The 23,373-nt window shown below is 54.7% G+C and carries 19 protein-coding genes; 9 read left to right on the forward strand and 10 right to left on the reverse strand.

What is annotated here, in order from left to right; all coding sequences use genetic code 11:
* Positions 1 to 480: 480 nt before the first annotated feature.
* From FCN80_RS12970 to pth, 3 genes are all read right to left on the reverse strand, one after another.
* On the reverse strand, positions 481 to 1,674 hold the full coding sequence (locus FCN80_RS12970) for a tyrosine-type recombinase/integrase (RefSeq protein WP_136990586.1): 1,194 nt from the start codon (positions 1,672 to 1,674) through the stop codon (positions 481 to 483).
* Positions 1,675 to 1,888: 214 nt separating this feature from the next.
* Positions 1,889 to 2,980 carry a redox-regulated ATPase YchF gene (gene ychF, locus FCN80_RS12975; protein WP_136990587.1) on the reverse strand — a complete coding sequence of 364 codons (1,092 nt, stop codon included), beginning with the start codon at positions 2,978 to 2,980 and terminating at the stop codon, positions 1,889 to 1,891.
* A 197-nt stretch (positions 2,981 to 3,177) separates the two neighbouring features.
* Positions 3,178 to 3,762, reverse strand: coding sequence for an aminoacyl-tRNA hydrolase (gene pth, locus FCN80_RS12980; RefSeq protein ID WP_136990588.1), 585 nt, complete (start codon positions 3,760 to 3,762; stop codon positions 3,178 to 3,180).
* A 493-nt stretch (positions 3,763 to 4,255) separates the two neighbouring features.
* Here pth and FCN80_RS12985 point away from each other — a divergent pair, with 493 nt between their 5' ends.
* A complete protein-coding gene (locus FCN80_RS12985; protein ID WP_136990589.1) occupies positions 4,256 to 5,203 on the forward strand; it encodes a bifunctional helix-turn-helix transcriptional regulator/GNAT family N-acetyltransferase in 948 nt (315 codons plus the stop codon).
* Positions 5,204 to 5,358: 155 nt separating this feature from the next.
* Positions 5,359 to 5,628 carry a stress-induced protein YchH gene (ychH, locus tag FCN80_RS12990; RefSeq protein WP_136990590.1) on the forward strand — a complete coding sequence of 90 codons (270 nt, stop codon included), beginning with the start codon at positions 5,359 to 5,361 and terminating at the stop codon, positions 5,626 to 5,628.
* 167 nt (positions 5,629 to 5,795) lie between these two features.
* Here the strand turns inward: ychH and prs are convergent, their stop codons facing one another.
* From prs to lolB, 3 genes are all read right to left on the reverse strand, one after another.
* Positions 5,796 to 6,734: a ribose-phosphate diphosphokinase gene (gene prs, locus FCN80_RS12995; RefSeq protein WP_373880334.1), complete on the reverse strand. Its 939-nt coding sequence runs from the start codon at positions 6,732 to 6,734 to the stop codon at positions 5,796 to 5,798.
* 164 nt (positions 6,735 to 6,898) lie between these two features.
* Complete coding sequence (gene ispE / locus FCN80_RS13000; protein WP_136990592.1) at positions 6,899 to 7,759, reverse strand: 4-(cytidine 5'-diphospho)-2-C-methyl-D-erythritol kinase; 861 nt, start codon at positions 7,757 to 7,759, stop codon at positions 6,899 to 6,901.
* Positions 7,756 to 8,379, reverse strand: a complete 624-nt coding sequence (gene lolB, locus FCN80_RS13005; protein ID WP_136990593.1) for a lipoprotein insertase outer membrane protein LolB — start codon at positions 8,377 to 8,379, stop codon at positions 7,756 to 7,758. The genes ispE and lolB overlap by 4 nt, the downstream gene beginning before the upstream one ends.
* A gap of 255 nt (positions 8,380 to 8,634) precedes the next feature.
* Here lolB and hemA point away from each other — a divergent pair, with 255 nt between their 5' ends.
* The 5 genes from hemA (at position 8,635) to kdsA (ending at position 13,581) form a co-directional block, all read left to right on the forward strand.
* Positions 8,635 to 9,891, forward strand: a complete 1,257-nt coding sequence (hemA, locus tag FCN80_RS13010; protein ID WP_136990594.1) for a glutamyl-tRNA reductase — start codon at positions 8,635 to 8,637, stop codon at positions 9,889 to 9,891.
* Between the two features lie 34 nt (positions 9,892 to 9,925).
* The gene (gene prfA, locus FCN80_RS13015) at positions 9,926 to 11,008 is read left to right on the forward strand and encodes a peptide chain release factor 1 (RefSeq protein WP_136990595.1); all 1,083 of its coding nucleotides are present in this window, start codon (positions 9,926 to 9,928) and stop codon (positions 11,006 to 11,008) included.
* The gene (gene prmC / locus FCN80_RS13020; protein ID WP_136990596.1) at positions 11,008 to 11,841 is read left to right on the forward strand and encodes a peptide chain release factor N(5)-glutamine methyltransferase; all 834 of its coding nucleotides are present in this window, start codon (positions 11,008 to 11,010) and stop codon (positions 11,839 to 11,841) included. Before prfA ends, prmC begins: the two co-directional genes overlap by 1 nt.
* 10 nt (positions 11,842 to 11,851) lie before the next feature.
* Positions 11,852 to 12,661 (forward strand): invasion regulator SirB1, encoded by an 810-nt coding sequence (gene sirB1, locus FCN80_RS13025; RefSeq protein WP_136990597.1) that lies wholly within the window; start codon positions 11,852 to 11,854, stop codon positions 12,659 to 12,661.
* Between the two features lie 65 nt (positions 12,662 to 12,726).
* Positions 12,727 to 13,581, forward strand: coding sequence for a 3-deoxy-8-phosphooctulonate synthase (gene kdsA / locus FCN80_RS13030; protein WP_136990598.1), 855 nt, complete (start codon positions 12,727 to 12,729; stop codon positions 13,579 to 13,581).
* 57 nt (positions 13,582 to 13,638) lie between these two features.
* Here the strand turns inward: kdsA and dauA are convergent, their stop codons facing one another.
* Positions 13,639 to 15,345: a C4-dicarboxylic acid transporter DauA gene (dauA, locus tag FCN80_RS13035; RefSeq protein WP_136990599.1), complete on the reverse strand. Its 1,707-nt coding sequence runs from the start codon at positions 15,343 to 15,345 to the stop codon at positions 13,639 to 13,641.
* Between the two features lie 201 nt (positions 15,346 to 15,546).
* On the reverse strand, positions 15,547 to 16,641 hold the full coding sequence (chaA, locus tag FCN80_RS13040; RefSeq protein WP_136990600.1) for a sodium-potassium/proton antiporter ChaA: 1,095 nt from the start codon (positions 16,639 to 16,641) through the stop codon (positions 15,547 to 15,549).
* A 432-nt stretch (positions 16,642 to 17,073) separates the two neighbouring features.
* Here chaA and chaB point away from each other — a divergent pair, with 432 nt between their 5' ends.
* Together chaB and FCN80_RS13050 are read left to right on the forward strand one after the other, a co-directional pair.
* Positions 17,074 to 17,301 carry a putative cation transport regulator ChaB gene (gene chaB / locus FCN80_RS13045; RefSeq protein ID WP_136990601.1) on the forward strand — a complete coding sequence of 76 codons (228 nt, stop codon included), beginning with the start codon at positions 17,074 to 17,076 and terminating at the stop codon, positions 17,299 to 17,301.
* 299 nt (positions 17,302 to 17,600) lie between these two features.
* Positions 17,601 to 18,308 (forward strand): gamma-glutamylcyclotransferase, encoded by a 708-nt coding sequence (locus FCN80_RS13050; RefSeq protein ID WP_136990602.1) that lies wholly within the window; start codon positions 17,601 to 17,603, stop codon positions 18,306 to 18,308.
* Positions 18,309 to 18,359: 51 nt separating this feature from the next.
* On the opposite strand, the gene FCN80_RS13055 is transcribed toward FCN80_RS13050, so the two are convergent.
* Both FCN80_RS13055 and FCN80_RS13060 read right to left on the reverse strand, forming a co-directional pair.
* Positions 18,360 to 19,652, reverse strand: coding sequence for an acyltransferase family protein (locus tag FCN80_RS13055; protein WP_136990603.1), 1,293 nt, complete (start codon positions 19,650 to 19,652; stop codon positions 18,360 to 18,362).
* Positions 19,653 to 20,220: 568 nt separating this feature from the next.
* Positions 20,221 to 23,301, reverse strand: a complete 3,081-nt coding sequence (locus FCN80_RS13060; RefSeq protein WP_136990604.1) for a non-ribosomal peptide synthetase — start codon at positions 23,299 to 23,301, stop codon at positions 20,221 to 20,223.
* Positions 23,302 to 23,373 lie beyond the last annotated feature (72 nt).

The following is a 23,373-nucleotide window of genomic DNA, read 5'->3' on the forward strand; positions in this document are numbered from 1 at the left end:
AAAGCGAGTATTTTTAGTCATCCTGTTACCTCTCTCTCAAAGAGTTTAGTCTCCAGGATTCCCGGGGCGGTTCAAAAGCTTTTGTATCACTTCCCTTCTTGGGGAAATATGTTCCATTCGAAGCTTGGTTCCACTCGACCACCTTAATCCGAGAGTTAGACACATCATATAGTTCGCGCCCCTCAGGTGACCAGCTCCCCATAAATTAACATATCTCAACGTAATCAACGTCTGCTTTTGGCACTCAGCAGACGTTCGTTGAATTTACATGCTGTACACAGAAAGTTTTGGAAGGGCATAAAATGAGAAGGGTCCAACAGGGTTTTTAAGTATATGGCTACGCGTGATGAACAAAAACCTCGAAAACTGTGGGCACCTAGTATTCACTGCTTATATCTACTGTAGGTGGTATTATAGATTTAAATTATAAATTAATAAATATCTATATTAATCAATCATTAAATACCAATGCATCATCGTTTACGAAACATCAGCACTGCTGTCAGTGGTGCTTACCCATCCATCAAGCTTATCAACCCATTCCTGCATCATTACTTTGCGTTCATCAAGATAAGTCGCGTGGTTATATGTGCGGCGAACATTATTGGTATCAGCATGGGCAAGCTGAGCCTCGATAGCATCAGGCCGATAGCCCATCTCGTTCAACCGTGTGCTGCCTGTGGTTCGGGTTGCATGTGGGCTGTAAGTTCCACTCCAGCCGAGGCTTTTAAGTAGCTGACGCAGCGAGTGTGATGTCATCGGGCCACGCGGGTTATCACGGCCCGGAAAGAGATGGTGTCGATGCCCGGTTAATCCCTGTAGCGTTCTGAGCATGTTGACGGCTTGGGAGGGGAGGGGAATAACATGTTCTCTACGAGCTTTCATGCGTGTAGCCGGAATGGTCCATAGTGCATTATCGAGATCGAATTCTACCCATTCAGCTTCGGTGACTTCGGCTGGCCGCGCCAGCGTCCACCACATTAGCCACATGCAATAGTTAACCTGATATGAGCCGCGACTGTTATCAAAACAGCTTAATAGCTTCCCGATTTGCTGTGGATTCAATGCCTGTTTATGCTGTGTCTTATTCGCCGGAAGCGCCTTGCGTACAGGCCAGACAGGATCGCTGTCAGCTCTAAGCGTTGCCACTGCCAACTCAAAAACCGATGAAATGGTACGTCGGGCTTCAGCAGCAACAGTCGGAGCGCCGCGTTTAGCGGTTTCCTGAAGAATTTTAAGAATGTGGTGTGGGGTGATCTCTCTGACAGGGAGCTTACCGATTGCGGGGAAAACCACACGTTCAAGCATATCCAGTCGGCGTGTTTTGGTAATTTCGGCCCAGTCTTTCATCTGCAACCACTCTTTGGCGATCAGCTCAAAGGTGTTAGAAGCGTCATTAACCTTGCGGATCTTATCTAACTGACGAGCCTGTGTCGGGCTAACTCCATCTGCGACTTGCTTACGCGCTTGCTCGCATTTCTCGCGAGCTTCGGCGAGCTTTATCGCTGGATACTCACCCAACGCAAACATGCTTGATTTTCCGTTGAGTTTAAATCGATAGCGCCATGCCTTTTTGCCATTGGGTTTCACTTCGAGGTAGAGACCATTAAAGTCATTGAGTCGATAGAGTTTTTCTTTCGGCCTGGCACTGCGGCATTGCGTATCAGTGAGCATAGCGGGTCCTTGACTATTTCTTATACCGTTATTGTACTCACCTAAAATGATAATGGAAACGGATTGTACTCATCTATGTACTCATTTTAGACTGCGCTTCCATGAGAGCATATGAGACAATGTGGAATAAAAAATCCACGCAAACGCGTGGATTTTAGCGGATTTTGTGAGTTTCATGAGATGTTCTGAAACCTCATGAGACAACAAAACTTATTTAGACGTTAAACAAAAAGTTCATCACATCGCCATCTCTGACAATGTAGTCTTTACCTTCCGCGCGCATTTTCCCCGCTTCTTTGGCGCCTTGCTCGCCCTTATAGGCAATAAAGTCCGCAAACGCAATGGTCTGCGCCCGGATAAAGCCCTTTTCGAAATCGGTGTGAATTTTGCCCGCCGCCTGCGGGGCCGTGGCGCCCACCGGAATGGTCCAGGCGCGGACTTCCTTGACCCCGGCGGTAAAATAGGTTTGCAGGTTCAGCAACTGGTATCCGGCGCGAATGACCCGGTTTAGCCCCGGTTCTTCCAGTCCCAGTTCCGCCATGAACTCCCCCCGTTCGTCTTCTTCCAGCTCGGCGATATCGGATTCCACCGCCGCACAGACCGGCACCACCACAGAGCCCTCGGCCTCGGCGATAGCCCGAACCTTATCCAGATGAGGGTTGTTCTCATAACCGTCTTCATTGACATTGGCGATATACATGGTCGGCTTAAGCGTCAGGAAACTCAAATAGCGGATTGCGGCTTTCTCTTCATCGCTTAGCCCCAGGGTACGCAGCATGCCGGCATCACTTAGGTGGGGCAGGCATCTTTCCAGCACGGCCTGCTCAACCTTGGCGTCTTTGTCGCCGCCCTTGGCTTTCTTTTGCACCCGCTGCAGCGCGCGCTCGCAGGCTTCCAGATCGGACAGCGCCAACTCGGTGTTAATGACATCAATATCTTCCGCGGGGTCGACCCGGCCGGCCACATGGATAATATTGTCGTTTTCGAAACACCGCACCACATGGCCGATGGCTTCCGTTTCACGGATATTAGTCAGAAACTGATTGCCAAGACCTTCGCCTTTCGATGCGCCCTTGACCAGGCCGGCGATATCCACGAATTCCATGGTGGTGGGGACAATGCGCTGTGGCTTGACGATATCGGCCAACTGATCAAGCCGGGCATCGGGCATCGGTACGACCCCGGTGTTCGGTTCTATGGTACAGAAGGGAAAATTCGCCGCCTCGATCCCCGCTTTCGTCAATGCATTAAACAGCGTAGATTTGCCGACATTCGGCAATCCCACAATCCCGCATTTAAAACCCATGGTTATATCACCTTACATAGCTCAATTAATAAACGATTATTCACACGCATCCCGGCATTATCCGTGAACAGAGACGGGATCTCATCATATGCGCCATTATACATCATACCCCAGGTTGCCTCTTCATTGGCGGCGCTCGCCTGTTTCCGTTACAGCGTGGCCTACACGGCTGGGATTGATGGCCGACGCGCTCCGCATCAGTCCGCCTTGAAACTATGCAGCCGGTTCATGGCCTTGACGCTGCCTTCCTGTAGCAGAATAGGCGTGCATGCCACCGCTTCGTCGATGGCCTGGTCGATGAGCGCCTGCTCTGTGGACGGGGGCTTGCCCAGCACGAAACCCACCACTTTGTTTTTGTCGCCGGGATGGCCGATGCCAATACGCAGTCGATGAAACTGCGGATTATTGCCCAAACAACCGATAATACTCTTCAGTCCGTTATGCCCGCCGGGACCTCCACCCAATTTCAGTCTGGCATGGCCGGGCGGCAAATCCAACTCGTCATGGGCCACCAGGATCTCTTCGGGATGGATGCGGTAAAATGTGGCCATGGCCGCCACCGCCTTGCCGCTCAGGTTCATGAACGTGGTGGGCACCAATAGCCTGACGTCCTGACCGGCGATGATAAGCCGGGCGGTATACCCGTAGAACTTGCCTTCTTCCTTGAGGTCGACGCGTTCCGCGCCGGCCAGCGAATCCACATACCAGGCGCCGGCATTATGCCGGGTGGCGGCGTACTCCGCGCCCGGGTTGGCCAAGCCCACTATCAATCTGATTGTCATGACGTTGCGTATTCTCAATGCTGATGGAGTGCGCGGCATCGCCGCGCGAAACAGTATCCGGTTGCCGCGGGGGGCCGCGGCTATCGGTTAACGGATAAGCCGCCTATAGTAGCAGAATTTCCCGGCGCCGATCCGGGAAACACGCAATGCAAAGCGGCGGGGGTCTCGATGCGATAGCATAAAAGGTAAAATAAGAGAGATCCTATTGTGTATAATGCTTTTACCCCTCAGACAGAGCTAACGCCACACAATGTGAGTGCCGGAGATAAGCGCCGGAGAGGGGCTCTTTCATCTCCCCCGGCCTTGTGCCGGGTTTTTTCTGCCATCATGCCTGACTTCTGGCCCATCGCGTCAATCCCCGGTTTTTTTAGACCTATCACCAGACAGACCATTGGCCGTGGCCGGTGGGTTGCCGCCAGACAAGAATAAACAAGTTGCTTAATACAACTATTTGGTTGTATAACACAACCAAATAACCATGGAGATGCCCCCAATGACCACCGTGTCCCTACCGTCCCTAGTGGAAGAAATTCGCGCCGTCTCGCGCGCAATAGTTCGCGAGATGGGTTTCATGGGCGGCGATTTCGCGGGTACCACGTTGTCGCCTTCCGCCGTGCATGCGCTGATCGAAATCGAAAAGGGCGGCGTCACCGCCCGCGACCTTGCCGCACGACTGCGTTTGGAGAAATCGAGCGTGAGTCGGATGTTGCGCAAACTGGTGAAGTCCGGCGATGTCAACGAGGTATTCGGTGAAAACGACGGCCGCGTCAAGTGGCTGTCCCTGACCCCCGAGGGTCAAAACCGGGTAGCCGCGATCCATGCTTTTGCCCGCGCGCAGGTGATGGATGCGCTGGGACGCCTGGTGCCCGGACAGGATCGCATAATACTGGAAGGATTGCGCCTCTATGCCGACGCGTTGGTCAGCCGGACGGATGCGGGGCGGCCCATTGCGTCCATTGAGCTTGTTCAAGGCTACCGGCCAGGACTTATCGCCCGCATAACCGAACTGCACGCGTTATATTATGCGCGGGCATTGGGGTTCGGTCAGCATTTCGAATCGGTAGTCGCCACGGGCCTGGCCGAGTTCAGCGGCAGGTTGGATAACGCGCGAAACGCCATTTGGACGGCCATACGCCACGGCGAAATCATCGGCTCGGTGGCTATCGACGGCCAAGATTTGGGCGCCGATAACGCCCATTTGCGTTGGTTTATCGTCAACGACGATGCCCGTGGCGATGGCGTCGGGAAACGTTTACTGGATGCCGCTATGGCATTTGTCGAAGAGCAGGGGTTTGCCGAAACCCACTTGTGGACGGTCTCGGGCCTGAACGCCGCACGGCATCTCTATGAAACGCGGGGGTTTGTACTGGAGGAAGAATGGTCCGGCAGTCAATGGGGCAAAGAAGCGCTGGAGCAACGTTTTGTTCGACGCCGTCGTTAGCCCCGCTTTTGTCAGGAAACATGTATTTGTGTGATTAAATGTGCACTTTGTGATCATAGACACGAAGGTCGCTGGCCCATATTGCCTATACTTTAACCAAAGGAAGTCTTTGAAATTCTAAAAGTCGATTTCATTGATGAACCCGGAGGTGAACGATGAAACGTAAATCAGCTTTGGTGCTAGGCAATGGTTTAATGGGGTTCGGGCTGTTTATGATGATAGCCGGACTGGTTTGTTCGGTACTAAACCAACTGCCCCATTTTGATTTAAATCCGTTGTTCGCCAATGGCGCCATAATGGGTATTTTCGTTGGGGCATTGTTATGGCTGACCGGCGCACGCTTGGGCGGACACGAACGCATCACGGATCGCTACTGGTGGATAAGGCGTTTCGACTCCCGTTGCCGGCGCACCAGCCATCATTAAAGGCGCTGTTGCTGGCTGCCCATGGCCGCTATCGTAAACCGGTAGCGGCTTGACCTCAATCAGGATGCGACGATGCAGCCTGAAGGGGGCAGGGTTTCTCACGTCTTGCCATCTTCAGCGGCGACAGGTTGCCCGGCTTTCACCGCCGCAACACTGCCGCCCGACAATCAATGTTCAAACATGGCGGAAATGGATTCTTCGTTGCTGATGCGGCGGATCGCCTCGGCCAGCATGCCGGACAGCGTCAGCGTCCGCACGTTGGGCAGCGCCTTGATGGCGGGCGACAACGGTATGGTATCGCAGACGATGACTTCATCTATCATGGACGTTTTGATGTTATCGCAGGCATTGCCGGAAAAAATAGGGTGGGTGGCGTAGGCGAAAACCCGTTTCGCGCCCCGGTCTTTCAGCGCTTCCGCTGCTTTGCACAACGTACCGCCGGTATCGATCATGTCATCCACCAACACACAATCGCGGTTGGCCACGTCGCCGATGATGTGCATTACCTGGGAGACATTGGCGCGGGGACGGCGTTTGTCGATGATGGCCATGTCAGTGTCGTTCAACAGTTTGGCAATGGCGCGCGCGCGCACCACGCCGCCGATATCGGGCGACACGACAATGGGATTTTCCAGCTCTTGCTGCAACATGTCTTCCAGCAAAATCGGACTGCCGAATACGTTATCCACCGGCACATCGAAAAAGCCCTGAATCTGTTCGGCGTGCAAATCAACGGTCAGAACCCGATCGACGCCCACGCTTGAGAGAAAATCGGCCACGACTTTCGCGGTAATGGGGACCCGGGCGGAACGCACGCGGCGATCTTGCCGGGCGTAGCCGAAATAGGGGATAACGGCGGTGATTCGGCCGGCGGATGCGCGCCGCAAGGCGTCGACCATGACCACCAGCTCCATCAAGTTGTCGTTGGTGGGCGCGCAGGTGGACTGGATAATGAAAATATCCCCGCCGCGCACGTTTTCGTTGATTTGCACGCTGACTTCGCCGTCGCTGAAACGACCCACAGCGGCGTCCCCAAGGCTGGTGTATAAACGGTTGGCAATACGTTGCGCCAGTTCCGGGGTGGCGTTACCAGCAAAAAGCTTCATATCAGGCACGAGATAAACCTCAGGCTTGCGTCCAGAGAAGGTATTGCTCAGGATAACACTCGGGACCGGAGCGCCATACAGGGCAATGCCGCACAGGTAAAAAATACATTGTGGCCCGTCGTTGCGGCCGTCGTCGGTAGGGGCGGCGGGAGCAAACGATGGCCTCAATCCGCCCCGGCCAACGCAACGCGCAGCGGCGAAATGTTGACGCCGCGCGCTACGAAACCGTGTATCCATGCCGGGGCTTGCTCAAGCACCTGACGGGCGGCGGCCTCGGTATCGAATTCGGAAAATACGCAAGCGCCGGTGCCTGTCAGTCGCGACGGCGCGTATTCTAACAGCCATGAAAGATGCTGTTCAACCTCGCTAAAACGTTTTCTTGCGATTGGCTCACAATCATTGCAAAACGGCTCGCGCAATAACCGCTCCAATGGGCGTGCCGGCGTATCGCGTTTGAGTTCGGGATCGGTGAAAATCGCCGGCGTGGCGATACTCACCGGCGGAACCGCCACCAGGTACCATTTTTCCGGCGGTGCGGCGGGTGCCAGCCTATCGCCGATGCCTTCGGCAAATGCCGCCCGGCCATAGAGAAATACCGGAATATCAGCGCCCAGCGTGCCTCCCAGCGCCATTAGCCGGGAGGGGGGCAGCCCGCAGCCCCATAAGTGGTTAAGGGCCGCCAGCGTCGTGGCTGCATTGGATGACCCGCCCCCCAGCCCGCCGCCCATCGGCAAGCGTTTTTCCAGCCAGATATCGGCCCCCGGCCGGGAAAAACGGCCGCCGGCCGCCTCGGGGCAGCGCCGCAGGCTTTCCGCGGCCCGCACAATCAGATTATCGGCTTCGGCGACACCGGCAAGGGGCGTGACCAAGTGTATGCGGCCGCTGTTATTGGCCTCAATGGTCAGGGTATCGCCATAGTCGAGAAACTGAAACAGCGTTTGCAGCAAATGATAGCCGTCCGTCCTGCGGCCGGTGACGTAGAGAAAAAGATTCAGTTTGGCCGGCGATGGCCAGCGCAGGCTCATTTCAGGCTCCAGGTATCCATTCTAAGCTTGATGAGCTGATCATCTTCGCGCAACTCGATATTACCGGGCATTGGCGGCAGCGTATCATCACGGTAATTCAGGTACGAGACTTTCCATCGCCGGCCGTTGTGATAGTAATTGACCTGTTTTAGCAGACCCCGGTCATCCAGGGCGAAGTCGTGGGCATCGCCCGGCAGGCCGACCAGCCATTGGCGCAGATTGTCCAGCGGTATGTCCATACCGGTAAGTTTTTGCAGCATGGTTTGCGCATCTTCGCTGGTATAGGTTTTGCCCTGATTGTTGATGATTTTCGCCGTGTTGGGACGGACGGAAAGATCAAGCTCGGTGCCGCCAAGGGGATTGGTTAACAACAGCCGGTAACTGTCGGCATCGGTTTGCGTCCAGTTGAAACGCGCATAAACCCTTTGTCGGCCGGAAATGTAGGCGAACGCGCCGCGAGTCTGATAGCGGGTCAAATGGGACACGGCGCTTTCATGCTGCCGCCATTCCGGGGAGTCGGGGGTTTTGGCCGGTCCCGAGGGCGCATGGATACTACAGGCCGCCAGGAGCAAGGCTGCCAGCGGTAGTAACCGGTAACAGGCGGTAATACGCTTCGGCATGGAAAAAAATTCCTTGTTTTCGGCATTTTTGCCGGATTTATGGGTTGCATCACGCTAACGGACGGCAAGGGTAGCGTCAATCGCTTTGAGAGGTGGTATTTTAAACCACAATAGTTATATATCTATACAGACGCTATAGTGTAAGGGCTATGGTGCGAAAATGCGGTGCGACTTTTCTTGATCACGCGCATCAAGTAGAATGCAATGCATCATAACCATACAAATACTCGTATTATTTATCAGCCGTATTCTTCTATGACTTTGCTGGCATTAGGCATTAACCACAAAACAGCGCCGGTCGCCCTTCGTGAACAGGTGGCCTTCGCGCCCCAGACGCTCGACCATGCTCTTGCCAGCTTGCTGCAACAACCGCTGGTGCAGGGGGGAGTGGTGCTGTCCACCTGCAACCGCACCGAACTCTATCTCAGCGTCGAGCAACAGGAAAATGTCCAGGAAATGCTGGTGAGGTGGCTTTGCGATTATCAGCATCTGCAACCCGAGGACGTGCGGCAAAGCCTCTATTGGCATCGCGACAATGAAGCGGTCAGTCATCTTATGCGGGTGGCTTGCGGTTTGGATTCCCTGATCCTTGGCGAACCGCAAATCCTCGGGCAAGTTAAAAAAGCGTTCGCGGATTCCCGCCGCGGCCAATCCCTTTCCGGCGATTTGGAGCGAATGTTTCAAAAAGCCTTTTCCGTGGCCAAACGGGTGCGCACTGAAACGGAAATCGGCTCTAACGCGGTGTCGGTGGCGTTTGCCGCCTGTACGCTGGCCCGGCAAATCTTCGAATCCCTGGCGGGCATTACGGTACTGCTGGTGGGGGCCGGCGAGACCATCGAATTGGTGGCGCGGCATCTGCGCGAGCATAAGGTAGGTTCGCTGATTATTGCCAATCGCACCCGGGAACGGGCCGAGCGGCTGGCGGAACATGCCGGCGCCGAAACCGTCGACCTGGCGGATATCGAGCTGGCGCTGGCCAGGGCGGATATCGTCATCAGTTCCACCGCCAGTACTTTGCCTGTCATTGGCAAGGGCATGGTCGAACACGCCATGAAGGCGCGCCGCAACCAGCCGATGCTATTGGTGGATATCGCGGTGCCGCGGGATATTGAGCCCGAGGTGGGTAAAATCGCCAATGCCTACCTGTATACGGTGGACGACCTTCAGGCCATTATTGAAAAAAATCTGGTGCAACGGCAGTCGGCCGCGGTCAAGGCCGAAGACATCGTTGCCGAGGAATGCCTGGATTTCATGGGGTGGCTACGCGCGCAAAACGCGGTGGAAACCATCCGCGATTATCGCAGCCATGCCGAGAGCCTGCGGGCGGAAATCGAGGCGCGCGCGTTGTCCGCGCTCAAACTTGGCGCCGACCCTGAACTCGTGATTCGGGAAATGGGCCATCGCCTCACCCATACACTTATCCATGCGCCAACCAAATCGCTGCAACAGGCCGCCCGCGAAGGCGACACGCAGCGTCTGCAAATCTTGCGCGACAGCCTCGGGCTGGATTAGCGCTGTCTATCTCATTAAGGTAAAACCACCATCCATGAAGCCTTCTATTGTTGCCAAATTGGAAGCGTTGCAAGAACGCCGCGAAGAAGTCGAGGTGATGCTCGGCGATGCCGATATCATCAGCGACCAGGAGCGATTCCGCGCGCTTTCCCGGGAATATGCGCAACTGAATGATGTGACCGCGTCTTTTCAGCGCTGGCGCCAGGTACGGGACGATATCGAAACGGCCCAGGCGCTGCTGGACGATCCGGAAATGCGCGATCTGGCGCAAGAAGAGCTGCAAGAGGCCAAGGCGGCGCAAGCGGAACTTGAGCGACAACTGCAACTACTTTTACTGCCAAAAGACCCCGATGACGATCGCGGCTGTTTTTTGGAAGTGCGGGCGGGAACCGGCGGCGATGAAGCGGCGATATTCGCCGGCGATTTGTTTCGCATGTACAGTCGCTATGCCGAAACGCGCCGTTGGCGTGTGGAAATTATCAGTGCCAGCGATGGCGAACACGGCGGGTATAAGGAAGTGATCGCCAAAATCGACCACGAGGGCGCCTACGGGCAACTGAAATTCGAATCGGGCGGTCATCGGGTTCAACGGGTGCCGGAAACCGAGTCCCAGGGCCGTATACACACCTCGGCTTGTACCGTGGCGGTGATGCCCGCCATACCGGAGGAGGAATTGCCGGAAATCAATCCCATTGATTTGCGTATTGATACTTTCCGCTCCTCCGGCGCCGGCGGGCAACACGTCAACACCACCGATTCGGCCATTCGTATCACCCACCTGCCCACCGGGCTGGTGGTGGAATGCCAGGACGAGCGCTCGCAGCACAAAAACAAAGCCAAGGCGCTGGCGGTGCTGGGCGCGCGGTTGCGCGCGGCCCAGGCCCTTAAACGTCAGCAGGAAGAGGCGTCGACCCGTCGCAATCTGCTGGGCAGCGGCGACCGTTCCGATCGCGTCCGTACCTACAATTTCCCGCAGGGCCGGGTGACCGATCATCGGATCGGGCTGACGCTATACCGCCTTGATGAAGTGATGGAAGGCAAGCTGGACACCCTTATACAGCCCATCATGCAGGAATATCAGGCGGATCAACTGGCCGCGCTGGCGGAGCAATCCTGATGGAAATCCGCGTCTGGCTTGCAAACGCCATCCGGCAGTTGGCCGGCGGCGACAGCCCGAAGCGCGATGCTGAAATCCTATTGCGCCTGGTAACCGGCCGCGAGCGTACCTGGCTGCTGGCCCATGATGACGCGTGCCTGACATTGGAGCAACAAACGCGTTTGGCCGGTCTGCTAGACCGGCGACGGGCGGGGGAGCCCATTGCCTACCTGACCGGCGAGCGCGAATTCTGGTCTTTGAATCTCAACGTCTCGCCGGCGACGCTTATCCCGCGCCCGGACACCGAATGTCTGGTGGAGCAGGTATTATCTTTAGTATTGGACGCCGAGACCGACGTGCTAGATCTCGGCACCGGAACCGGCGCCATCGCGCTGGCGCTGGCCAGCGAACGGCCGGGCTGGCGGGTGACGGGTGTGGATCTTCACCCCGACGCGGTGGCGCTCGCCCGGGAAAACGCCCGCCGTCTGGGGCTGGAACGGGTACGTTTCGAGACCGGCGACTGGTTTAGCCGGTTGCAGGGAAAGCGCTATGGGCTTATCGTGAGTAACCCTCCTTATATCGACGGCGACGATCCGCATCTCTCGCAGGGCGATGTTCGTTATGAACCCCGCAGCGCACTGGTGGCGGACATGTCCGGACTGGCTGATCTCCAGTGTATCGTCAAGGGCGCCGGCGAGCATCTACTGGCTGGCGGCTGGCTGGCGGTGGAGCATGGCTGGCGGCAGGGGAAGCCTGTGAGAAGCCTGTTGTCGCGTGCCGGTTTCCGGCGGATAGAGACCCGTTATGACTATGGCGGCAACGAGCGGGTAACGCTGGGTCAATGGATGGCTTAACAGGATTATTATGAGTAATGTTGCTGATTTTGAATACAATCTTTCGCCGCTAAGCGAAGGGGTCATTCGTATTTCGATCGCTGTTCGCCAGGACTTTCCCGCCGAGCGTGTCCGTATGCAATTACGCCAACTCACCGAAGAGGCGCGCCGTCTTATTCCGGCCGATATTCAACAAGATGAGCAGTTGGACAAGTTGCTGACGTTATTCTACCGGACCTGGGGATTCGGCGGCGTCGGCGGCGTGTACCGATTATCCGACGCCCTCTGGCTGGATCAGGTATTGGAGCGCCGCCAGGGCCTGCCCACCTCGCTGGGCGTTATTTTGCTGCATATCGCCCAGGGCATGGGCATTCCGCTCGCGCCGGTCATATTTCCCACGCAAATGATCCTGCGGGCCGACTGGCTGGACGGCGAGCTTTGGCTTATCAACCCCATTGATGGCGATACCCTGGATGAGCATACCCTGGAAATTTGGCTACGCGGCAATATCGGCCCCGGCGTCGAGCTGACCGAGGAAGATCTGGAAGAGGCCGATAATAATACCGTGGCGCGCAAACTGCTGGATACCCTCAAGACCGCGCTGATGGACGAAAAACAGATGGAGCTGGCGCTGAACGCCAGTGAAGCCATGCTGGAGTTCGACCCGGAAGATCCCTATGAGATACGGGATCGGGGTTTGATTTACGCCCAATTGGAGTGTGATCATGTGGCGTTAACCGATCTTAACTATTTCGTCGAACAATGCCCGGAAGACCCCATCAGTGAGATGATCAAGGTCCAGATTCACACTATCGAGCAGAAATCGGTGACGCTGCATTAACGCGTTCCGGGGCGCCGCTGACTTAGCAGGCTGGCAGTCCGGTTTGAACACAATAAGGTAACGACATGAAACAAAAAACAGTCATTATTGGCGATATCCCGGTGGCTAACGATCGCCCCTTCGTGCTGTTCGGCGGGATGAATGTGCTGGAATCCCACGATCTGGCGATGCGTATTTGCGAGCATTACGTGACGGTGACGCAGAAACTGGGCATCCCCTATGTTTTCAAGGCGTCATTCGATAAGGCCAATCGTTCATCTATTCATTCCTATCGCGGCCCGGGGTTGGAAGAGGGGATGAAGATTTTCCAGGCGTTGAAAACGCAATTCGGCGTCAAAATCATTACCGACGTTCACGAAGCGGCCCAGGCGCAACCGGTGTCGGAGGTGGTGGATGTGATTCAGTTACCGGCATTCCTGGCCCGGCAAACTGATCTGGTGGAGGCCATGGCCCGTACCGGCGCAGTGATAAACGTCAAGAAACCCCAGTTCATCAGCCCTTCCCAGGTGGGCAATATCGTGGAAAAATTCCACGAGGCCGGTAATGACCGGATTATACTTTGCGATCGCGGCAGCAATTTCGGCTATGACAATCTGGTGGTGGATATGCTGGGCCTGGGGGTGATGAACAGAGTCTCCGGCGGCTGCCCGGTTATTTTCGACGTGACCCATTCCCTGCAGACCCGCGATCCGTTCGGCGCGGCGTCCGGCGGACGGCGGGCGCAGGTGGCCGAGCTGGCCCGCGCCGGCATGGCGGTGGGTATCGCCGGTTTGTTTATTGAAGCCCACCCGGATCCGGAACACGCCAAATGCGATGGTCCCTCCGCGTTGCCGCTGGACAAGCTTGAACCCTTCCTGCGGCAGATGAAAGCCATTGATGAACTGGTAAAAAGTTTTCCCGGATTGGATACCGGCCGATAAAACACCGGTGTGGGTTTCGACAATGACAAGGGATACCGACGTATCCCTTGTTCACATTTATTGCGCGGGGCCCGGCGCAATGGACCGCAATGCCTGGGGCAGCGTGGGGTAGAAGGCCAGGCGGCCCTCAAGGGGCAGGATGTTGGCCCGGGCCAGCGTTTTCAATGGCTGGACAGGGATATCGGTGACGATAAGCCGTTGATCACCCCTTATCCGTTCGCTAAAACGGACAAAGGCCTGCAACCCGCCGGCATCCAGCACTGGCACCGCATCCCATTGCAAGACGATAAGCGGGTCTTTGCCGGTCAGCTCGGTCAATTCATCGAAAATTCGCTCGGCGGCGGCGAAGAACAACGGGCCGTTTATCCGGAATATCCGATGCTGGCCAGCGACACTTTGCGGTAATTCCTCAATGCGGGTCATGCTGGCGATCCGCCGCATAAACAGCAGCGAGGCCAATACGATACCCACCGTGATGGCGACCACCATGTCGAATAGCACCGTCAAGGACATGCAGAGCAGCATGACCGCGATATCGTCTCTCGGCGCCCGGCGCAACAGGTAAATGACCTTGCGCGCCTCGCTCATATTCCAGGCCACCAGCAGCAGTAGCGCCGCCATGGCCGATAACGGCAGGTAGGACAACGCGGGCGCCAGTATCAGCAATGCCAGCAGTACCAGTAAGGCGTGGATGAGCGGGGACACCGGAGACGTGGCGCCGGCCCGGACATTGGCCGCTGAACGGGCAATGGCGGCGGTGGCGGTGATGCCGCCGAAAAACGGCGCTATCATATTGCCCAGCCCCTGGCCTATCAATTCATTGTTGGATTGGTGCTTGATGCCGGTCATGCCATCCAGCACCACCGCGCAAAGTAAGGATTCGATGGCGCCCAGCATGGCCATGGAAAACGCCGCCGGCAATAAAAGGGAAAGAGTTTGCCAATTTAACGCCATCGGTTGCCCGTGCGCGTCGGGAAGTTGCCAGGGAAGCAGCCAGTGCGGCAGGATGGGCGGAATGCCCTGGCCATGGGTGCCATCCGCCAGGATATAGCCAAAGCGGGAGCCGATGGTGGCGACATGAATATTGAGCAACCACAGCAGGCACATGACGCCGGAGCCGGCCAGCAGGGCCGGCAAATGCGCCGGGAAGCGCACGCCGAATCGGGGCCAATAGATCAACACGGCCATAGTGACCGCGCCGACCAATGTGTCGCCCCACTCCAGGGAGGGCATGGCGGTCGCCATTGCCGCCACCTTGCCCAGATAATGTTCGGGGACGGTGGTCATATGCAGGCCGAAGAAATCCTTGATCTGCATAGTGCCGATGGTAATACCGATACCGGAGGTGAACCCCAGCGTGACCGGCAGGGGAATGAATTCAATGAGCTTGCCCAATCGGGCCAGACCCATAAACAGTAATATCAAGCCGGAAAGCAGGGTGGCTATCAGCAGGCCGGCCAGACCAAATTGCTGCGATACCGGATAAAGGATAACCACAAAGGCCGCGGTGGGCCCTGATACGCTAAATCGCGAGCCGCCGCAAAGCGCGATGACGATACCGGCGATGGCCGACGTGTACAGGCCGTGTTGCGGCGCGACGCCGCTACCGATGGCCAGCGCCATGGAAAGGGGAATGGCTATGATGCCGACGGTGACGCCGGCAATAAGGTCCTTGACGAACCGATGAAGGTTATAGGGCTCTTTCCAGCAGGCATCAATAAACGCACTGAATGGGCGAATACCGGCGAACAAGCGAATTTTCATTAAAACAACGAACCAGAACGTGAAAAAAAGGCGGGCCAGGGGTCCGTCGCAAAGAGGCCATAAAATAGCAGTTTTCGCAGTGGTTATACCAGTGTTATCTGTTGTCGCGGTGCAAAATGTATCAGTCTCACGAAAGGGTCGTCTGAGGGAATGCGCGGCGGCGAGTCTCGGGGCTCGGACTGGCCCCGGCGACGGGGCAGATTACAGCATCAATGTCATCAGATAGGCGCCGAACAGGGCAAGGTGCGCGGTACCGTTCAATACGTTGGTGCGCCCTGTCGAGAAGGAAATTTGGCACAGAAACATCGCCGCCAGCAGTACCACAATCTGCGTTAGCTCAAGGCCGAACATCAATGGGTGGTCGGTGAGTATGGCGATAACCGTGACCGTGGGAACGGTGAGCGATATGGTGGCCAGCACCGAACCGAAAAACAGATTCATGGCGCGCTGCACCTGATTGCGTAAGACCGCCTTGATAGCCCCCAGCCCCTCCGGCGACAAAATAAGCAGAGCCACCAGAAAACCGGTGAATTGCGGCGGCGCGTTCAGGTCGTTAAGCAATTGCTCCAGCGGAATCGCGTTGAATTTGGTAATGACCACCACCGCCAGCAGGTGGACCACCAGCCAAACGCCATGCCAGCGCGAACTGTGGGCGGAAGGTTTGCCATGGGGATCGTCGTCGTCGCCATCCTCATGTTCGTAAATGAACCACTTCTGGTGGGTTTTCGTCTGGATCAGCAGAAAAACGCCGTACATGGCCGCCGAAATCACTGCGGCGAACAGCGCCTGAAAAATACCGAAGTTGCCCGCGGGCAACGCGGCCGGCAGCACCAGCACGATAATCGCCAGAGGCACGATCGCCATCAAGTATTGTTTGATCCCGGCCAGATTCACAAACTGCGTGGCGAATTTGCGCCCGCCCAGCAGCAGGGCGAAACCCACCAGTCCGGTGGTGACAATCATTATCACGGAAAACAGGGTGTCCCGCATTAGCGCCGGCGAGGCATTGCCGGTGGCCATCAACGCGGAAATAAGACTGACCTCCAGAATCACCACCGACAGGCTCAGGATAAGCGAGCCGAAGGGTTCTCCCAGGCGATGGGCCAGCACATCGGCATGGCGGACCACATTGAAGGCGCTGACCAGGATCGCGGCCAGCGCCAGCAAATTGATAGCCGCCGTGGCGGGCAGGGAGGAAGCTGAGCCCCAAAGCAGCAGCACCGCCAGCGCGGCGATAGGGAAAAGCAGCGTATATTCCTTATGGCGGGTTTTAATGCCTTGAACGGACGACTTCATGATGAGCAAACTCCTTGCGCGGGTAAGGCCGGCTATCGGATGTCGGATGGGCGAATATTGCGTTATTCTCGTGGGAAAATTCTACCAGAAAACAACGTGAAAAGTGTCAAGTTATGTATAAAAACCCTATTGGTGAATTTAACTAGGAATAAGCCCATAAAAAAGGCTATATCTACAATTTATGTCAGGATTATGAACTTTAATTATATTAAAAAATTTAAACTATCTCTTGTATATCGGTAAGTTATCATAACTAACCTGATATTATGTCATCATCATGATAATCTCACATCGGAAACGACCATGAATGTCTTTTTAAACAAAACGCTGGCGCCGGTGAAGCTGGCCTGAGGATTGGCGTCGCGCCAATCCTTCACTACACTTTGTGAAAGATGGCGGGCATCCATAAAGAGTGGAATAGGGGGTCGGATAATGCCTTTTAAAGCCAATGAAGACTTGCCGGAGCGCGTTAGCCGCGTCCTGCCAAAACACGCCCAGGATATATACCGCGAAGCGTTCAATCATGCCTGGCAGCAATATCAAGACCCCTCCGATCGTCGTGGTGACGAAACCCGGGAAGAAACCGCGCATAAAGTCGCCTGGTCTGCGGTGAAACAAAAATACCATAAAGGCGACGACGATCGCTGGCATCCGACATAATCGCGGTGGCCGATACGGCCTTCCCAACATCAAAACGCGCCTGGCGAGGGTGTATTGCCATCGTCGCCGACCTATTACCCCTGCAATTTTTCCTCTCGGTCCCGACCCGCGGTTACGCTAAGTCCCTCACCAGCCAGCATTTGCATAATGTGATACAGATCAAGCTTGATCATTAGACTGGAAACTTATATGGTCATTCAATAATTGCTTTATTATTGAGCTATTAAAAAATAATTCTCAAAGCATCAAACTGACTGCCTGCTCTGTGGCCGGCGGATGTGGTCAGGAGAACAGTATCGGTGTTAACACGCGCTTTCTTGCAGCAAGCTGATTGTAAAACAGCCTTTGGCGTTATCGAAGAGGCTTTATTACTGACTCCAGAGCAACGCCGGGCTTCTCTGCAGGCCACGTTGTCGCAACGGCCGGACGACAGTCCCGTATGGATTTTCGGTTACGGCTCGCTCATGTGGAATCCGATTTTCGAAGCGGAGGAAGTGCGGCCGGCCATGCTTGCCGGTTGGCACCGCGCTTTTTGCCTGCGCCTCATCGCCGGGCGGGGGACGATGTCCCAGCCCGGACGCATGTTGGCGCTCAAAGCGGGGGGACAGACCAATGGCCTGGCCTTTCGGCTGCCTGAGGCGCGTCTGGAGGAAGAACTGGAGTTGCTCTGGAAGCGCGAGATGCTGACCGGTTGCTATATACCCACCTGGAGCGAGCTGACGCTGGATAACCGGCAACGGGTGACCGCGCTGGCGTTCGTTATGGATTCCAGCCATCCCTTTTTTGAAGCCGACACCCGTTCGCAGATCATCGCGCCGCTCATTGCCTGTGCCAGTGGTCCCCTGGGGACGAACGCCCAGTACCTTTTCGCTTTGGAACAAGAGCTGAATAATTATGGCATGCATGACGAATGCATGGCCGAATTGGTACGCCAGGTCAGGCAATTGTTGCAGGCCAAATCAACCGTTAACCGTAACCTGCCTGATGGACCGGCCATTGCGTCCTAAATCGCGCCAGCCAATGGCCCGGACGATGCGGGCCGGTGTCGGCGTTGCCGTTTAGGAATTGGACCCGGCGTTATCCAATCTGGCCCAGCGCCGGTGTCGGTCTAAAAAACGTTCGGTCAGATGCTTGCGGACCCGGACCACGAACTGCTCTTGAAAAACCACGCAGAGTACGACGGTCAGTATCAGGTAGACCCCGTATCCACCCAGAGACAGCCGCACGTCGCCCGCGGCGGCGATACAGCCCGCCCAATCGCTGAAGCAGGCGCCGGGATTCCCTCGGAAAAACTGCTCCAACGTTCGAAACAAGCCGAAAATCGGCACATGGAGGGCGAACATGGATAGCGAGGCGGCGCCAAGTCGCGGCGACCAATGCTGAATCCAGGCGCTATGCGGTGTGCGGGCCAGAGCGCTAAGATAAATCAGCGCCACCTGCGAGGGCAGAAGCAAACCGTTGTGCAACAGGAAGTACCAGAATTTATGGCCGTGGGTGAACAATACCGTGGCGATTAGAAAACTACAGGCGATGCCGGCCGCTATCCATAGACGCTGGCGTTCCGAAGGGATCTGTTGTTGGCGTTTCGCCCGGCGGAACAAGGCGTAGCCCAGGATCCCGGCGAAAAATTCCGGCGCCCGGAACAAAGGCACCCGTTGCAACAATCCGGTATAAGGAACGCCATACAAATGCTTGGCGATAATCCAAATCGGCGGCAACAGATAGATAAGCCATATGATAATCAACCACAGCCAGGTTCGCCGGGCATTCATCAGCCTTGGCGCGAAAAAGGGAAACAACAGGTAAAAGAAAAACAAGGTGGATAACGACCAAAGCGGCGCATTAAATGTCAGAAAATAGGGGTTCCAGGCCTGCAACAAGAACAACTGCAAGAAACCATTGAACAGCAATTGGGTATTATCCATATAATGCCGGAACAGTTCCGGATGGGTGCGTCCCAGCGCCTCATTGGTGTCATAGATCACAAATCTTATGCTGGCGCCCGGACCGTCCGGTGGAATGGCGAGGCCATGCATGGCGGTGATGACCAGAATGGATGCCGCCAGCGCGACGATATGGATGGGATAGAGGTTGAACAGTCTCTTGGCCCAAAAGCGCGGCGCCGGATCGCGCATCCTACCCTCCCTGACATAAACATGGGCGAGCAAAAAACCGGACAGGACAAAGAAAGTGCTGGTGGCGAAAAAGCCCATGCTCGTCAGCTCGCCAAGTCCGAACACCGTTTGGATCTGCGGATAATTGTGAGCGGTGTGGTACAGCATCACATAGCAGCCGAGCAAAAAGCGCAACCACTCAAGGCCAATAAATCGTTCGTTTTCCAGGGGCTTCATAAGGGTCTCCGGGCTGTCGTCTGTCGGGATGCGTCAGTGATGTCGCAGGCGCCGAGCCGCTTGCATACACCGCCTCCACCGCAATTCCGCCGCCGGGCGCGAGCCGACGTCCCGGTGAGTATTCCGGGCGTTTCGCGAGCGCATGCGCCTGCGCCTGGGGAAGCATGAGATCTATCCCGGCTCTCACCAACGGCCGGCCATTGGCGGTTCACATCTGTCCCGACGTAGGCGTCGCACATTGGCTGGCGCGATGTGCATGACGTATCAAGAGTATAGGACTGCAATAATATTAGATAAAAATAATAAGCTGGCTAATACGTGGTGATAAATGCGGTTAAATCCGATACTTGCGTCGCAGAGGGGAGTGTATAAGATTGCGCCGGCGAAAAAAAGCCGTACCTCTTTTTCGTTGGCGAATACAGATTAATCTGTATCGGGACAGGGCCGACAAGCAGGCCAGGCCATGACTCACTTCACCGTCAGCCACTGGCCTATGCCCGTCATACTTTCTCGTCGCCGTCGGGTATCATGGTATTTATCAAACCCGACAAAACTGGCGTGTACGTCTTTATTGTTGCCTGGCCGGTAGATAACCTCCGCGTTGCCAGAATGAGAGATAGCGCGCTAATAAACTTTTATCCAAGGGAGTGAATGATAAGGGGAAATCCAGGGCCGACAGCGCCTGGCGAGTGTTGGCGGTATCATAAGTCGGCATATTTTCATAGACTTCCCAACGGGTCCGTAAATTAAGGACTGGCTCGTTGAGAATCGGCAGCAAGGGAAGCAATGGGTTGGTTTCGAGATGGGGATCGTCTTCCAAGCGCTTTACCCAGTTGGGATAAGTAAGCATCTGTAATGGGAAACCGCATTCATCGAGCAGGGAAAAAAACGTTTCCATGTCAATTGACAACGTGTCGTCCGGCGGAACGAGATGATAGGCCTTTCCCAGGTTTGCATGTTTACCCGCTATGGCAAGCAAAGCGGCGCTCACGTAATTAACGGGGGAAAAATCCTTGCGCTGGTGCGGCAGAATAGGGGCCGCGTTAATTTGAATACAGCCTCTTACCATTCGGGCAACAAAATCTTTAGGGTTGCCGGCGCCGGTAATGGTATCGCCCATGATAAAGCCGGGACGATACACAGCTAATGGCATCCCCCGTTTTTGCGCCGTCCAGAGTAATTGTTCAGCAACCCATTTGCTTTGCGCGTAGCCGCTATCGTAAGCTAACCCTTCAAAATAGGGCGCAAGATCTTCATCCTCAAATAAACGGCGTGTGTTGTTTATATGGTGTGCTGGGCCAAAGGCGGTAATGGTCGAAAGATAATGTAACGGCTTATTTATAATGCAGCTTGCAAAGCGCAAAATATTCAACGTGCCCTCAACGTTGGTCGCACGATGCGGTTGATAGGGTTGGCTGTAATTGACATGGGCCGCCAAGTGAAAAATAACGTCACATTGGCCGGCCAAATGGAGGTAGAGGGGATGATTAAGGCCGAAGTACGGCATGGAGAGGTCTCCCACAAGAGGAATGATGCGCTGCTCATCACCCGCATGGCTTAAGCCGTATTGCGCTGAATTTTTTGTGATACGTTGACGGGCAGAGCCTTCATCCGGGGCCCTTACCAGGCAGACTATTTTTTTTATATGCGCGTTAGCCAAAAGATCGCGTAAAAAAAAGGCGCCAAGAAAACCAGTTGCGCCAGTCAATAAAACGGTGGCGCCCATTTTTTTGTTCCAGTCCAGGCATGGCGTTGGTAATGGTTGGATGTCATCCGGCAATATGCTGTCTTTTCGCCATGCCAGAGTATCGATCTGGTCGGGGAACAGGGCCGACTGGGTGATTCGTTTTGTCATTTCACGCAATGTCGGCGCCTCATAAAGTGCTTGTAGGGTGAGTCGGCAATGGAAGTGACGTCTGATTTCAACCAATAACCTCGCCGCCTGCAGTGAACTGCCCCCCAAATAGAAGAAATTGTCGTTTGCGCCGATATGAGCGATATTCAGGATCTGACGCCATAGTTGTTGCAATGCATGTTCGTCCGCCGATAAGGGTTCTGCTTGAACCTGTTCGGACGAATGATCAGTGGCGAATTGTTCGATTAGCAGTCGTTTATCGGCTTTGCCGTTGATAGTGAGTGGAATGTCATTCACTATGTATAGACGTGGCAACATATAGCGAGGCAGATATTTCTGTAATGTCAGCAGCAATTGTGCTTTATCCCAGTTATCCGGCGCGTATGGAATAATGAAAGCAGCAAGATAAGGATCGCTTTTACCATCGTTGACCAGACAAACTACACCCGCTTTTAATTGCCTGGTTTCCATTAGCTGATATTCTATTTCACCAATTTCAATGCGCTGTCCTCGAAGTTTTATCTGATTATCAGTACGGCCAACATATAAAAAGATACCATCTGGACGCTGCCAGCACCGGTCGCCGGTATGGTATAATCGCTGTAACGGTGTGGTTTGGGACAACGAGGCTTGAATAAAACTTTTATTATTCAAATCGTCACGATTCCAGTAACCGCGCGAAAGTCCTTCTCCACCAAGATACAAATTTCCGATTTCGCCGGCCGCCACCGGTTGACGATGTTCATCCAGAATGACGGCCGTGGTTTCCTTTATTGGCCGTCCTATGGGAATATTACCTTGCTTGACATCTTCCATGGTGACTTCATGGCAAAGTGCGAAAGCGGTACATTCTGTGGGACCATAGCCATTGATAATATGTTTCGGCGGGTTATTGTGCATTATCAATGCAACCATGTGCGGATTGAGTGTTTCGCCGGCAATCAATAAATAATTGATATGGGCAAATACATGAGGGTAATTTGCTGCGACCAGGTTGAATAACGCTGTTGTCATGAATAAAACACTAATTTTTTGCTGTAGAATTTGCTCCTGAAAATATGCGATATCTAACATATCCTCTTTGGTTATCGTCACCAATGTCGCGCCATTGAATAATGCGCCCCAAACCTCAGCTAACGATACATCAAACGTAGGGTTGACGATATTCGCGACGCGATCGTTCTCGGTAATCTTCATATATTGTGGGTCGATTGTTACGCGCCAAATACCCTTAGCTTCAATTTGAACCGCCTTGGGCTTGCCGGTGGATCCGGATGTAAATAAAATATGGGTTCGGTGATTCGGCTTGATATCACGGATATCAGTAATGTTGATTTTCGTCTCGGGCGTAGGGAAAAGCTCATTAATATCTAGCAAGGTCGCTGTTAAAGAGGATGCAAAGGGGAGGTTGTCGCCAATTATCCAACGTACCTGCAGATCTTCCAGCATGATATTGATGCGCTCAACCGGTGTGGTGGGATCCACTGGCAGACAACTTGCCCCCGCCATCAGAACGCCGATCTGGCATATAATTTGCTCAATACCCAACGGCAAAAGAATAGCGATAGGCATTTCATGGGTGACACCCAGAGTGAGTAACGTTTGCGCCAGTGCGGCTGATTGATGAACCAAGTCAATATAATTGATTGACTGTTTTTTAGTCACTATGGCGGGATGATGAGGTCGCAGTTCGGCTTGTCTGACAAGTCGGTGAATAAATCCCGATTCTAACGTTAGGGACGGGGTCTGTATAAGCGTTTTTTTATGTTTCCCAGAGATAAATTTTTGTGACATATTTTTCACCAATGTTTGTGGTTGGTTGTATGCTCCATATATTTCGAGCTTTTTTTGATCGATGGTTTGTGC

Source organism: Martelella alba, assembly GCF_005217455.1.
GTDB lineage: Bacteria > Pseudomonadota > Gammaproteobacteria > Enterobacterales > Enterobacteriaceae > Acerihabitans.

Bases quoted from the DNA above. Each gene is read 5' to 3' on its own strand.
- FCN80_RS12970 (WP_136990586.1), bottom strand. From the start codon at position 1,674: ATGCTCACTGATACGCAATGCCGCAGTGCCAGGCCGAAAGAAAAACTC.
- ychF (WP_136990587.1), bottom strand. From the start codon at position 2,980: ATGGGTTTTAAATGCGGGATTGTGGGATTGCCGAATGTCGGCAAATCT.
- pth (WP_136990588.1), bottom strand. From the start codon at position 3,762: ATGACAATCAGATTGATAGTGGGCTTGGCCAACCCGGGCGCGGAGTAC.
- FCN80_RS12985 (WP_136990589.1), top strand. From the start codon at position 4,256: ATGACCACCGTGTCCCTACCGTCCCTAGTGGAAGAAATTCGCGCCGTC.
- ychH (WP_136990590.1), top strand. From the start codon at position 5,359: ATGAAACGTAAATCAGCTTTGGTGCTAGGCAATGGTTTAATGGGGTTC.
- prs (WP_373880334.1), bottom strand. From the start codon at position 6,734: ATGAAGCTTTTTGCTGGTAACGCCACCCCGGAACTGGCGCAACGTATT.
- ispE (WP_136990592.1), bottom strand. From the start codon at position 7,759: ATGAGCCTGCGCTGGCCATCGCCGGCCAAACTGAATCTTTTTCTCTAC.
- lolB (WP_136990593.1), bottom strand. From the start codon at position 8,379: ATGCCGAAGCGTATTACCGCCTGTTACCGGTTACTACCGCTGGCAGCC.
- hemA (WP_136990594.1), top strand. From the start codon at position 8,635: ATGACTTTGCTGGCATTAGGCATTAACCACAAAACAGCGCCGGTCGCC.
- prfA (WP_136990595.1), top strand. From the start codon at position 9,926: ATGAAGCCTTCTATTGTTGCCAAATTGGAAGCGTTGCAAGAACGCCGC.
- prmC (WP_136990596.1), top strand. From the start codon at position 11,008: ATGGAAATCCGCGTCTGGCTTGCAAACGCCATCCGGCAGTTGGCCGGC.
- sirB1 (WP_136990597.1), top strand. From the start codon at position 11,852: ATGAGTAATGTTGCTGATTTTGAATACAATCTTTCGCCGCTAAGCGAA.
- kdsA (WP_136990598.1), top strand. From the start codon at position 12,727: ATGAAACAAAAAACAGTCATTATTGGCGATATCCCGGTGGCTAACGAT.
- dauA (WP_136990599.1), bottom strand. From the start codon at position 15,345: ATGAAAATTCGCTTGTTCGCCGGTATTCGCCCATTCAGTGCGTTTATT.
- chaA (WP_136990600.1), bottom strand. From the start codon at position 16,641: ATGAAGTCGTCCGTTCAAGGCATTAAAACCCGCCATAAGGAATATACG.
- chaB (WP_136990601.1), top strand. From the start codon at position 17,074: ATGCCTTTTAAAGCCAATGAAGACTTGCCGGAGCGCGTTAGCCGCGTC.
- FCN80_RS13055 (WP_136990603.1), bottom strand. From the start codon at position 19,652: ATGAAGCCCCTGGAAAACGAACGATTTATTGGCCTTGAGTGGTTGCGC.
- FCN80_RS13060 (WP_136990604.1), bottom strand. From the start codon at position 23,301: ATGTCACAAAAATTTATCTCTGGGAAACATAAAAAAACGCTTATACAG.